The sequence below is a fragment of the Virgibacillus sp. M23 genome (assembly GCF_034190895.1).
Taxonomy (GTDB): Bacteria; Bacillota; Bacilli; order Bacillales; family Amphibacillaceae; genus Virgibacillus; species Virgibacillus salarius.
This window is the reverse complement of record NZ_JAWDHA010000004.1, coordinates 127,445-139,414: the sequence shown is the minus strand read 5'-3', so window position 1 is coordinate 139,414 and position 11,970 is coordinate 127,445. Positions and strand designations below refer to the sequence as shown.

12 protein-coding genes are annotated in these 11,970 nt (G+C 36.4%); 3 read left to right on the top strand and 9 right to left on the bottom strand.

What is annotated here, in order from left to right:
• Positions 1 to 293: 293 nt before the first annotated feature.
• From RVS70_RS02955 to RVS70_RS02935, 5 genes are all read right to left on the bottom strand, one after another.
• Positions 294 to 3,020: a UPF0182 family protein gene (locus RVS70_RS02955; protein WP_121604997.1), complete on the bottom strand. Its 2,727-nt coding sequence runs from the start codon at positions 3,018 to 3,020 to the stop codon at positions 294 to 296.
• 139 nt (positions 3,021 to 3,159) lie between these two features.
• Positions 3,160 to 3,471 carry an SRPBCC domain-containing protein gene (locus RVS70_RS02950; protein ID WP_321132485.1) on the bottom strand — a complete coding sequence of 104 codons (312 nt, stop codon included), beginning with the start codon at positions 3,469 to 3,471 and terminating at the stop codon, positions 3,160 to 3,162.
• A gap of 40 nt (positions 3,472 to 3,511) precedes the next feature.
• On the bottom strand, positions 3,512 to 3,640 hold the full coding sequence (locus RVS70_RS02945) for a hypothetical protein (RefSeq protein ID WP_309299818.1): 129 nt from the start codon (positions 3,638 to 3,640) through the stop codon (positions 3,512 to 3,514).
• 10 nt (positions 3,641 to 3,650) lie between these two features.
• Entirely contained in the window at positions 3,651 to 3,986 is a 336-nt protein-coding gene (locus tag RVS70_RS02940; RefSeq protein ID WP_026682180.1) for an ArsR/SmtB family transcription factor, read from the bottom strand.
• 13 nt (positions 3,987 to 3,999) lie between these two features.
• Positions 4,000 to 4,398 (bottom strand): VOC family protein, encoded by a 399-nt coding sequence (locus RVS70_RS02935; protein WP_026682181.1) that lies wholly within the window; start codon positions 4,396 to 4,398, stop codon positions 4,000 to 4,002.
• 197 nt (positions 4,399 to 4,595) lie between these two features.
• On the opposite strand from RVS70_RS02935, the gene spoIIP reads away from it, so the two are divergent.
• The 3 genes from spoIIP (at position 4,596) to RVS70_RS02920 (ending at position 8,170) form a co-directional block, all read left to right on the top strand.
• Entirely contained in the window at positions 4,596 to 5,723 is a 1,128-nt protein-coding gene (gene spoIIP, locus RVS70_RS02930) for a stage II sporulation protein P (RefSeq protein ID WP_026682182.1), read from the top strand.
• Positions 5,724 to 6,017: 294 nt separating this feature from the next.
• Positions 6,018 to 6,563 carry an NfeD family protein gene (locus RVS70_RS02925; protein WP_121604994.1) on the top strand — a complete coding sequence of 182 codons (546 nt, stop codon included), beginning with the start codon at positions 6,018 to 6,020 and terminating at the stop codon, positions 6,561 to 6,563.
• Between the two features lie 59 nt (positions 6,564 to 6,622).
• Positions 6,623 to 8,170 (top strand): flotillin family protein, encoded by a 1,548-nt coding sequence (locus RVS70_RS02920; RefSeq protein ID WP_321132484.1) that lies wholly within the window; start codon positions 6,623 to 6,625, stop codon positions 8,168 to 8,170.
• Between the two features lie 368 nt (positions 8,171 to 8,538).
• Here RVS70_RS02920 and RVS70_RS02915 read toward each other — a convergent pair whose 3' ends face one another.
• From RVS70_RS02915 to RVS70_RS02900, 4 genes are all read right to left on the bottom strand, one after another.
• Positions 8,539 to 9,150 carry a class I SAM-dependent methyltransferase gene (locus RVS70_RS02915; RefSeq protein ID WP_321132483.1) on the bottom strand — a complete coding sequence of 204 codons (612 nt, stop codon included), beginning with the start codon at positions 9,148 to 9,150 and terminating at the stop codon, positions 8,539 to 8,541.
• A gap of 181 nt (positions 9,151 to 9,331) precedes the next feature.
• Positions 9,332 to 9,889: a histidine phosphatase family protein gene (locus RVS70_RS02910; RefSeq protein WP_321132482.1), complete on the bottom strand. Its 558-nt coding sequence runs from the start codon at positions 9,887 to 9,889 to the stop codon at positions 9,332 to 9,334.
• A 17-nt stretch (positions 9,890 to 9,906) separates the two neighbouring features.
• Positions 9,907 to 10,224 (bottom strand): hypothetical protein, encoded by a 318-nt coding sequence (locus RVS70_RS02905; protein WP_321132481.1) that lies wholly within the window; start codon positions 10,222 to 10,224, stop codon positions 9,907 to 9,909.
• A 934-nt stretch (positions 10,225 to 11,158) separates the two neighbouring features.
• Entirely contained in the window at positions 11,159 to 11,941 is a 783-nt protein-coding gene (locus RVS70_RS02900; protein ID WP_026682187.1) for a FixH family protein, read from the bottom strand.
• Between the last annotated feature and the right edge of the window lie 29 nt (positions 11,942 to 11,970).

Genomic DNA, 11,970 nt, shown 5'->3' with positions numbered 1-11,970 from the left:
TGGGATATGTTCTACAATATGGTTCACTGCATAGGCGATATCATTTTCTTGTAATTTCATTTCAAAATCTAAAGGCAAAACGACTTGATTCATGGTATAATGTTTAAACATAAGGGATACCTCCGGTTCTGTTTGGGTGTGATTACTTTAACTTTACCAGAAGGTATCCCTTTTGCGTACATAAATCTCAAAAAAAGTGGTACTTACCAAATTATTGGCGAGTACCACTTTTTATTTTACTGGGTTTTGTCCCAGCCTCCTTCCTTTTTCTATAAAAGAATATAAAGTTTAACTTATTTTACGTCATCTAACTTATTCTCAATGCTTGTCATTATTTTTGCTGCCTCTTCCCAATTTCCAGCCGATAATGCCGCTTGATAAGCATCAAACAACTCTACTATTTCTTGCAGTTTTTGTTCAGAAGAATCAGTAATCCCTTCACCTTCCTTGGATTTTTTATCATTTTGACCTTCTTCCACTACCCGATTTGGATCAATATATTGAAGTATCTTATCCAATGCTTTATCAAAGGTTGCTTCCATAACAATATGGTCATCATATGCCATTACAATTTGCTTCACTTCAGGTAAAGAAGTAGCATTTGAGGATTCAATATAAATTGGCTCTACATACAACATTGTATCTTCAATCGGAATTGCTAATAGGTTTCCTCGAATGACTTCTGATCCTCCCTGAGACCATAAATTCAATTTTTGGGAAATGGTGCTATCTTGATTAATTCTATTCTCGATTTGTTGTGGCCCATAGCTGTTTTTCTGCTTAGGGAAACGATACACAAGCATTTCTCCATAGTTTTCTCCATCGTTTCGTACACCCATCCACGCAATCATATTTTGCCGATTCTTTGGAGTATATGGCATCATAAGCATGAACTCTTCTTCTTCATACTCTGGCAATTTCATCGTGATATAATAGGGCTCTATTTCAATATCTTCATTGTAATATTTCTCCGTTGGAAATTGCCAATAATCCTCCCTGTTGTAAAATACTTCTAAATTAGTCATATGATATGTTCCATACATTTTTGCTTGAATGGTAAATAATCTTTCTGGATATCGAAAATGCGAACGAACGTCTTCTGGTATTTCCTCTGTAAATAGATCTGGAAACATCTTCGCATATGTTTGTAATAATGGATCTTCTTTATCAACCATATAAAAATTAACTTCTCCAGTATACGCGTCAATTACTACTTTTACTGCATTCCGAATATAATTTTCATTTCCTACATGTGGTTTGGCATACGGATAATTTTCCGCAGTTATATAAGCATCAATCATCCATGCAAGACTACCATTCTCTCTCACAAAAATATAGGGATCCTTGTCGTATTGAAAGAATGGAGCAATCCGTTCAACACGATCCATAATATTTCTCGTTTGTAAAATCTGACTTTCACTTGTTATCTGGTCAGAAACAAACATACGAAATGATCCTTCTTGTAACGAAAATAGAAGTCGATTGATTCCAGATAAAGAGATACCGCTATTGGCAGCAAATCGATTGGATACATTCTCATCGCCGGAAGGATAATCAAATTCATCCTTCTTACTATTCACGATGACATTATCGTAATCTTGTTCCCCAAAATAAATTTGCGGACGAGTAATATCTATATCTCCTTTTGGAGGAAGGTTTTTCACCATATACTCAGGCTGACCTTGTTCGGTAACTTGATTTACCTGACTCATAGCAACACCATAACCATGTGTATACCGGAGTTTTTGATTTACCCATGTTTTAGCCTGTGAAGGTAAGTCTACCGTACTCAATTCCCTCGCTCCGATAAACACTTGCTGGTACTCCCCGTTAATCTCATACCGATCAATGTCGATATTATTAAATTTATAGTAAGTCCTAAATGTTTGTAATTGATTATAAATATCTAGTAATGGTCTTGAATCATTGACTCTGACATTGTCTAGCGTTAACTTATTCCTATCAACCATTGCTTCAGTCAATGATTGATTAGCTGGATGCTCTCGCTCATCAATTCTTTCTAATTGATAGGCTGCTCTGGTATATTCCAAATTATGCTTTAGATATGGTGACTCCTTAGAGAATTCGTTTGGAGACACAATAAATTGTTGAACACCGACAGAAGCTAACTGCGCTACAATGACGAGCCCTAGATAACCAGCTATGGGGATGATCATCTGATAATATTTCCGACGATATAAAGCACTAACCATCCATACTGTTCCAATTACAGCAGTACCAGCTAAAATATAAGATGCCGGAATGTTTACGAGTTTATCGGTATAACTTAACCCATGTACAGCACTTTCTTGAAACAAATTAACTTGATTGGTTAACATGGATTCATAAGGCTGCAATAAATGGTGACTTGCCAAAAGAAGTCCGATCATACCTAATGTAATCCCCATATGAAGCTGTGCTGAACGGCTCATTTGATATAAATGAAAAAAGGAATAGAAACCAATCTCAATTACTAAATAGAAAATACTTAACCCTAGTAAAATGTATACAATCATTTTAATGAATGGCAAGACAAACATATAAAAGGAAATATCCATGTTAAAATACGGGTCATTTAATCCAAATGAGGATTGATTTACCATTTTCAGTAAAGGCTCCCACCCTATTCCTTGTACAATCATACTACCTACCGCACCGAATACAAGTGATATGGACGCCATTAATAATCTGCTCTGCTTCAGGTTTTCGATCATCGATGGTAGCTGATTATCGTGGAAATGACTAAGGTAGGAATTTCTTATCCATGAAATAGTAATATATGTAAGTATAAAGAAGAGGATAAATCCAAGAATACCGAGTATGACTTTACTGCCAATAATGGTTGTAAAAATACTACCAAATTGAAGTGAATCCATCCATATATAGTCAATAATCCATTGAAAGCTTATTAAACCAAGCGATAGGAGGATAATGATTATACCAAGAAATATCGCAAATCCAGTCCCAACACGTCTCCACTTTTTTGATTTTACTGTTTCCTTTTGTTCGTTATATTCCAAGCGCTAACCCCCTGAGAAAACTATTTCTTATATTGTAGCAAACTTCACAAGCACTATCTTCTTTTACGTGAATAATTGCTAAATGTTTCATTATTTTTATGCTAAAGCAAAAAAAGCACAAGTCCAAAAAGACTTCGTGCTATTTATCCCTAGCTACTTGTTGTTCAAGGCTGATAAACATGAGATTCCATCCATGTTTATACTGCTCTTTATATGATTTTTTCTCCTTCTCCATATCCTCAGCTTCCCAGCCTATCTCATGTGGAATATTTATAAATTGCGTGAATATCATTTCACAACCAGACTCAACTTCTTTCAGCTCTACCTTAATTTTATCCACTGATTCACTAAATTGCGGCATCTGAAATGTAAATACAATTTTTTTCGGCTCTTCAATTTCAAAGTACTTACCTATCGCTCGATAGTCCTTACCATCCCGGTGATCAACAATTTCCCATGTCCCACCGACAACTGAATGATTTGTACATACTTTATTTGACCCAAGTAGTAAACAGCCATCTTTTCATACAGTTTGGATCAAGCCAAGCATCGAATACCCTTTCTGGCCGTACAGAAAATTGACGCTTCATTTGTAATGTAACTTGTGATTCACTCGCCATTTCTCCCCTCCTAACACTCATCGTTATTTAGTTCTATTTCCAATTTATCAAATTGACTGTTCCACAGGTCCTCATAGAAACGCAGCCATTCTCTAGCTACAGAAAGTCCTTCTAACTGAATACTACAGCTATGAATACGGCCTTTGACATGACGATTTACTAACCCTGCCTTTTCCAATACCTTGATATGCTTGGAAATAGCTGCCAAAGAAATAGGAAAAGGTTTAGATAACTCCGATATGGTACAAGGATGGGCTGCTATTAAACGTATTATCTTCCGTCGAGTAGGATCAGCCAATGCGTGAAAAACATGATCTAATTTTGCTTCCTGCTGCTTAACGACCATCGTAATCCCTCATTCATTTACTATTTAAGTTTAGTTGCCAAGATACCCCAAATTTATCGTCTATCCAAGCAAACTTCTCACTAAACGGATAGCTGTCAAGTGGCATAAGCACTTGCCCTTCCTTAGAAAGTTCGTGAAAAGCATTCTCTATTTCTTGGTTTGACTCACACGCTACAAACAAAGAGATACCAGGTGTAAAAGACCATTCATGTTTAACAACACTATCACTACACATAAACGTTTGATCATTAATGATAAAAGTCGCTTGATGTACAGTTCCTTCTCTGCCAACTTCGCCCTTTCCATAGCGTATAATTTCCTTAATTTCTGATTGTCTAAATATAGACGTATAAATATTCATTGCCTCTTCTGCATTACCTGAAAATGTTAAAAAGGGGGTTACTTTTCCCATGTTTCCTTCATTCCTTTCTTTATTATTTAACCAATTAGTTAAATAATAAAGAATAGCCATCAAATAGTCAACCGAATGGTTAAACATTATTTTTTACACCTTAAATAGTGATTTTGATACCTTTTTTGAATTATAGTTCTATTAAAAACGATATCTAGCATAGAATCTAGAAAGAATAGGAAAGGCTGATTTCTATCATGAATCTAAAAAACACACTACTAACATCGGTTATTAGTACAGTCATATTACTTCTGCTTGTGGCTTTTATGACTCTACCAAAAATTCATGCTGATCTCTTTCATGTACCATTGATAAGTAAAATCACGGAGTCAACTATTTTTTCAGATGCCTTGCTTTTTATAATGAGTACGGAAATACCTCAATTGGATAATCATTTGGAGGAAAATGGTATGGAAACTCCAAAGTTTTCACGATTACTTTTTGAAGGAACATCAGGGATTACACCTAACAATTTTAACAGCCTGCTAAACCTAGAGTTGCCGGGATTAACTGCTTATTCCAATAATATTTATACGGCAGGAGCAGACAAAAATAGCACAAATATACCAATGGAATCTCCACCTCCTGATTTTGAAGATTTGCTAAAGGAAGATTCAAATAATAAAAAAACGGAGCAACCCAACGAGGAAAGTGATGATAAAGATAACGCGGAAATATTTATCTATCATAGTCATAGTTGGGAAGCTTTCCTACCTTTATTAGGAGATTCAAAGAAAAAACCTAGTGATGCATCAAGTACCGATAATAGTAAAAATATTGTAATGGTGGGCTCTTTATTAACAGAGCAATTAGAAAAACAGGGAATAACTACATTTCACGATACAACGAATGTAACAGCAGAATTACACAAAAAAGGGTGGGATTATTATGATTCGTATAAATATTCACGTCAAACCATCGAAGAAGTAATGGCATCCAACAATCATGTAAATTATCTAATCGATATTCATCGTGATGCACAACGAAAAGAAAAAACTACTATTAATGTTCATGGAAAAAATTACGCCAAACTCTATTTCATTGTAGGAGTAGAACACAAGAAATACAAAGAAAACTTAAAATTTGTTGAAGCATTAAACGATCGTCTAAAAGAAAAATATCCAGGAATTAGTCGCGGTATCTATTTAAAAGATAAGTCAGAAGGAAATGGTATTTATAACCAAGATCTCTCTGCAAAATCTATTCTAATTGAGGTCGGCGGCGTCGATAATAACAAGGAAGAACTTAGCAATACAACAGAAGCATTAGCTGAAGTTATCAGTGATTATCATATGAATGCAGAAAAGGTAAATGCTGACGGTTAGTAGAAATGTATTTTCTATAAGGGCTCTTCACGTTTCTCAGGCTATCGAAAATCTCGATAGCCTATTTTTGCAGGTTTTCCTACTTTTCTATCCCTTAGCATCTCGCTTAAAAGCAAAGGAAGATTTCTTCAATAGAAACAAGCGTTCCTCCATCTATTTTTATCAAGCGATATATCTAATAATTCCCGCTAAATATTTTATAATTTAATAAAATTACGAAACTTTTCCCTATTTTACTACGTATTACTATTAAAGAAAAAGTTGCATAACAACTTTATGAAGGATGTGATTCGAATGTCCCTATTTGGTGCACCAATTGAGACAGTCTATTTATATGTACTTATCATAGCAGGACTCTTAACTGTTCTTTACATTTTTTTCGGAGACTTTCTCGAGGGGATTGGTGAAATTTTTCCATTCATAAATCCCGTGCTCATCTTAGCATTTATTACTTTTTTTTCAGCAGCAGGATATATCCTAGAGTCCACTACTACATTATCTAGTCTTTTTATTATAGGTTTATCTCTAGTTATAAGTCTTATTTTAGATACACTATTAAATATTTTTATTCTTATACCCTTATCTACAGCTGAGGAATCGTTAAGTTACACAGAAGAATCGTTAATTGGAAGAGTTGGTAAAATCATTATTCCAATTCCTGATGAAGGATATGGGGAAGTTGTTATTGAAAGTAAAAGCGGAATGATATCAAAACCTGCAACACAATATACAACAAAAGGTATTCATGAAGGCACTCAAGTATTAGTACTTGAGGTGAAAAATGGTGTGCTCTATGTAGAACCTTATGAAGATGAATTGGAAGTCTATGAATCTGATTAACCCTACAAATCCAATTTGGAATTGTACGTTAATAATATACATGTTGGAGGAGGAAATTTATGTTTGAAGGATTTTGGATTGTTATCGGAGTTGCGGTTTTCTTATTATTAGCATTAATTGGAGTCTTTATCACAAAATACCGAACCGCTGGTCCAGACGAAGCATTAATCGTAACTGGGAGCTACCTAGGTGGGAAAAATGTTCATGTAGATGAATCAGGCAATAAGGTTAAGATCATTCGAGGAGGGGGTGCCTTTGTACTACCTGTTTTCCAACAGGCGGAACCACTCAGCTTGCTTTCTAGTAAATTAGAAGTAACCACACCAGAAGTTTATACTGAACAGGGAGTTCCTGTTATGGCAGATGGGACAGCAATTATTAAAATCGGTGGATCGATTGGAGAGATTGCAACTGCCGCAGAACAGTTTTTAGGCAAATCAAAAGAAGACAGAGAAAATGAAGCACGAGAGGTCTTAGAAGGACACTTGCGCTCCATTCTCGGGTCAATGACTGTCGAAGAAATTTACAAAAACCGTGATAAATTCTCACAGGAAGTACAGCGTGTTGCATCTCAAGATTTAGCAAAAATGGGCTTAATCATTGTCTCATTTACTATAAAGGATGTTAAGGATAAAAATGGTTATCTTGAATCACTTGGTAAGCCCAGAATTGCGCAAGTAAAGAGAGATGCTGATATAGCTACAGCAGAAGCGGATAAGGAAACACGTATAAAACGCGCTGAAGCAGCGAAAGACGCGAAAAAGGCTGAATTAGAAAGATCTACAGAAATCGCCGAGGCAGAAAAAGTGAATCAATTGAAAACTGCTGATTATCGTAGAGAACAGGATATTGCAAAAGCCCGAGCTGACCAAGCCTATGATTTAGAAACAGCCCGAGCAAAGCAGGAAGTAACCGAACATGAAATGGAAATAAAAATCATTGAACGTCAAAAGCAAATTGAATTGGAAGAAAAAGAAATTCAAAGACGAGAAAGACAATATGATTCTGAGGTTAAGAAGAAAGCAGACGCAGATCGTTATGCGGTAGAGCAATCAGCTATCGCCGATAAGACAAAACAAATAGCTGAGGCAGAAGCAAATCAATACCGAATTGAAGCTGAAGCCAGAGCAGATGCAGAGCGTGTAAGGGTTGATGGTCTTGCCAAGGCTGAATCTCAACGAGCACAAGGAGAATCTGAAGCAGAGGTCATCCGACTTACTGGATTAGCAGAGGCTGAGGCAAAACGTGAAATTGCAGATGCATTTGAACAATATGGTCAAGCAGCCATATTAGATATGATAATGAAAATGCTACCAGAATATGCAAAAGAAATTGCCGCTCCACTTTCAAATATTGATAAGCTTACGGTTGTAGATACTGGAAGCAGTGGAAGTGACGGTGGTGCTAATAAGGTATCTGGATATGCTACAAACTTAATGGCAAGCTTGCAGGAATCCCTCAAAGCTTCCTCAGGTATTGATGTAAAAGAGCTATTAGAAAATATAACCGGAAAAAACAATCTTTCAGATAATACTGACTTCGAACGAATAAGGTATAGAAAAAATGACACCGAACAACAATTAGCAGAGATAGATCACAATAAGTAATCATGTGGATATACTTAATGGATAGGAGCTTTCGCTGTTCAAAGATGGGACAAAATTAACATAATTAACCCAAGAGCCAAACGATAAGATACCAACCCCCGGAAGTTAGAGAGAAAATCTAATTTATGGAAACGATGTATCGTTGCTGAAGCCTTATCCGCAGAAAGCGTAGTATTTTGTTCGACTGATGAAAGAACCTGGTTTGTGTAAACAAAGGGGGCAGAACAAACCTTGATCAGTGGGGATTTTGTTTATTCCCCACTGATTGAGGTTTCACTTTATTGCTTGAACTGGCAGTCTTACTGCCAGTTATATACAAGATAAAACACATTTGTCTCAGCCCACTAATTTTAGTGTGTGTTTATTTCTCATCTTTTATCGTTTCGTGCCTTTACGATTAAGAAATGTGGTTGCTTCATTAATGTTTCATAACCTGTTGGATTCTGTTCTTTAAACTTTCGTGTTGGTTGGGGTTCAATTACTTGTTCAAGTGAGAAATAAGAAAGTGTATCGTTTAAAATAGATTGCATTGGCCTACTATATGAGTAAACATCGACGGATACCCCCGCTTTTTTCCATCTATCCTTCATTAGTTCTACTTTAAAATAATTAGTCATATGGTCTAATAAGAATTTCATCTGTGGGTGATGTACAGAAAATAATAGTAAGCCAGATGGTTTTAATATACGTTTAAATTCAACGAAGGTCTTGTGCCAATCTTTTAAGTAGTGAAGCGTTAAAGAACTAACAATGATATCATAGGAATTATCCGTAAATGGAAGTACTTCTTCTAAATCAACACAATAAGCCTGTATTGTTTCTCCCATTCTTCTCTTTGTAGCAGCTACCATTTTGGGGCTGAGATCAACTGCTGTTAGCCTCCCCCCTCTTTTCACCAATTGTTCTGTATACCAACCCGCTGCACAGCCTGCATCCAAAACTGATTTCCCTGTTAAATCCTCAGGTACTTGCTTCAGCATAGCTGGTCTTTCATATTGGCTATTGTATAAAGCTTACTTTGTCAACCTCTTGTTCATACGCGTAGGATAATTGATCAAACGATTGTTTTATTTTGGATTTCATTAGCACTACCCCTTTCATAACAGCCCAATGTTATAGTTAACGCGAAAAATGGAAACTATCCTTGCTTGTTTATATGAACTAGTCTACGTCAATTTTTTGTATTTCTTGAAGCTCTTTCTCCCTAAAAATGAGCTTGTAGATTGCTGGCATTTCAAGCTTTTCCCAAAACGAAAAATCATAGCGACGATCAAAATAGTTCATGATGAGTACCATAATATTTCCATGTGTTCCAATTACAATATTCTCATTCTGATGAATTTCCAATAGTTCAAAAATGGACTTAACTCCTCTATGTTGTGCCTCATAATTGGACTCACCACCTGTGAAAGCAAAATCATAATTGCCCCAAACCTTGGTAATGGCTGTTTGAAAATCCTTTACCGGTTTATCTGACAAAATCCGCTCTTTAACATTTTCAATCAGACCTATCGTTTTGTCCAACTGTCTAGCCGTCCCTTCAATAGTTTGAATAGCTCGTCGATAAGGGCTCGAATAGACATGGTGAATGTTTTCTTTTGTGAGTTTATCTGTTACTTGACTAGCAGCAATTACACCTTGTGCTGATAAGGTTCTATTGTACTCATCAGGTGTAGACGTTGAATGAGCATGCCTTACCAAATAAATTGTTGTTACCATCAACTATCCTCCTTCCCTCATTTAGATTTCCAATTGCCATTAGCTTCTATCGTATTATCTAACACAGTTTGAATACGCTTCTTCATTTGCAAAGGTAAATTTTCTTCGATTGCAGCTAATAGAATACTAGGATAACAGATACCATTACCCAGGAAATAATTTTCTAATTGTTTTACTTTTCGCTCTCTTCCCGGGATTAACTGGTAGAGGATAAACCAATCCTCTAATTTACAAAAAGGAACCTTTTTACCCTTGATTTGATGCTCAACAATAGAATTTTTGGTGAATGCATACGTATATACCCCATCTGAATGCCCGATCTTAAATTCACTCATTACATCTACTTCTAGCTGATCCACACAAAATTTAAAGAAATACATAGTTAAAAAGGGATGTTTCTTTTGTACGTCCTTTTCTGTCCCAATACATCTCATAGCCCCCGTGAAAAGCTGTACCTCATTATCAGGAATGATTAAGTCTAAATCATGGACTTCATCTACAATGCCGTATTGATATAAAAGTTGGGAACCCCCAATCCCCCATGTCCCTTTTGTTGCATTTAAAGTGTCGGTTATGTATTACTAATGAAGAAATCATTCTGCACGCCTCCTCTTCGACTTATTATACCGAATCCATAATACTCTGACAAAAGAAACTCAACGCGTAACGTTTTATTTACGCTAAATTGATAGTAGTCCTCGAATAAGTAGGTATCATCCTAGACGTGTACACAAAATTAAGACATTGAAAAACCGTTATACGTCGTGTATGAGAAGGATCGAAAAAACAGGTCGATGAAACGGCGAGCGGCTTTCTAATGAAGGTAAGTAGATCTACAGAACACGGAAGATTGTCTTCCCCTATATAAGATGGCGTTAGATAAGGGGAATTCTTTTCCGTATAAAGACAGAGAATACTGGAGACTTCCGCATTCGTCCCACACACACAACAAAAGCGCAAGCACCCGATTAGAAACGTAGAGAGTTAACGGAGATAAAGGAATCACGGTGTGGTTGCGCGCGAACCGATGATGGCGTATCGTAGGGCAATTCGCGAGACTGCCTAGTTTCTAGACGCTGGAGCTTGACGCGGTTCAACACGCCCATAGTTATCCATAGTGCTCAAATTTTATAGTTTCCTAGACAACAAAAAAAGCTTGTAGAAAACATAAAGGTTCTCTACAAGCTGCAAGGAACGTTCCTCTATGAACATTCCTTTTTCCATTTCATAATATGTGAACAAATTCACCATGTAATTGTTACCCATTCTTTATTTAGCTACTTCTATTTGATATTCCTCGTGTTCGTGTAAACCTTCATCATTTTCAACATGGATGATAGCATGATAAGTACCCTGTTCCCCAAAAGAATGGTTTGCAGTATATTCACCAGCCTTTTTCTCTTCTGCATCTACCCATTCATGTTTTTCTTCGCCTTCTTTCCATACCTCATAGCGCACAGCTGCTTGTTCAAGTGCTTGTTCATCCATCTGTAGATGAACGGTCATTTCCACATCCTGATCTATTTTTACATTTTCTAGTTTATTAAAGTGCATGGAGAATCCTTCTGCATGTGTACCATGATCGTGCTCTCCTGAGTCATGTTCATGATTTTCAGCCTCCTGCTCCTCATGACTTTTGCCATCTCCAACTATTATTGCTTTTTTCGGCATGGTATGAAGCGCCCTTGCGGTAGTATGAGCATACATTTCATATTCTCCGTCGTGATCAAATGTTGTTTCTGCAGTGTATGTACCATCTTGATTGTTTGTAGATTCAACTTTAATACTGTCATCTTTTTTGTCTTTTTCCCAGATTTCGAAAACCACTTCTTCGGCATCTGTAACCTTTTCATCACCATAAGTCACTGTTGCTTTTAATTCCACCGGATCACCAGGATCAACTGTTTCAGGTACTTCAAAATCTACATTTAATGACTTAACCTCTTCATCTTCAGCCTTTTTTGTCGTATCATCTTTTTCATTCTCGCCACAAGCGGCAAGAACCATCATCAAAATCATTCCTAAAATCAGCAACAAATATTTCTTGTGCATCTGACATTCTCCTCTTTTAATGGACTCAA

What these genes read in the sequence shown, in the direction of transcription:
- RVS70_RS02925 (WP_121604994.1), top strand. Translation starts at nt 6,018, where the DNA reads ATGTCCCTATTTGGTGCACCAATTGAGACAGTCTATTTATATGTACTT.
- RVS70_RS02900 (WP_026682187.1), bottom strand. Translation starts at nt 11,941, where the DNA reads ATGCACAAGAAATATTTGTTGCTGATTTTAGGAATGATTTTGATGATG.
- RVS70_RS02940 (WP_026682180.1), bottom strand. Translation starts at nt 3,986, where the DNA reads ATGGTCGTTAAGCAGCAGGAAGCAAAATTAGATCATGTTTTTCACGCA.
- RVS70_RS02920 (WP_321132484.1), top strand. Translation starts at nt 6,623, where the DNA reads ATGTTTGAAGGATTTTGGATTGTTATCGGAGTTGCGGTTTTCTTATTA.
- RVS70_RS02915 (WP_321132483.1), bottom strand. Translation starts at nt 9,150, where the DNA reads ATGCTGAAGCAAGTACCTGAGGATTTAACAGGGAAATCAGTTTTGGAT.
- RVS70_RS02935 (WP_026682181.1), bottom strand. Translation starts at nt 4,398, where the DNA reads ATGGGAAAAGTAACCCCCTTTTTAACATTTTCAGGTAATGCAGAAGAG.
- spoIIP (WP_026682182.1), top strand. Translation starts at nt 4,596, where the DNA reads ATGAATCTAAAAAACACACTACTAACATCGGTTATTAGTACAGTCATA.
- RVS70_RS02945 (WP_309299818.1), bottom strand. Translation starts at nt 3,640, where the DNA reads ATGGCGAGTGAATCACAAGTTACATTACAAATGAAGCGTCAATTTTCT.
- RVS70_RS02910 (WP_321132482.1), bottom strand. Translation starts at nt 9,889, where the DNA reads ATGGTAACAACAATTTATTTGGTAAGGCATGCTCATTCAACGTCTACA.
- RVS70_RS02905 (WP_321132481.1), bottom strand. Translation starts at nt 10,224, where the DNA reads ATGAGTGAATTTAAGATCGGGCATTCAGATGGGGTATATACGTATGCA.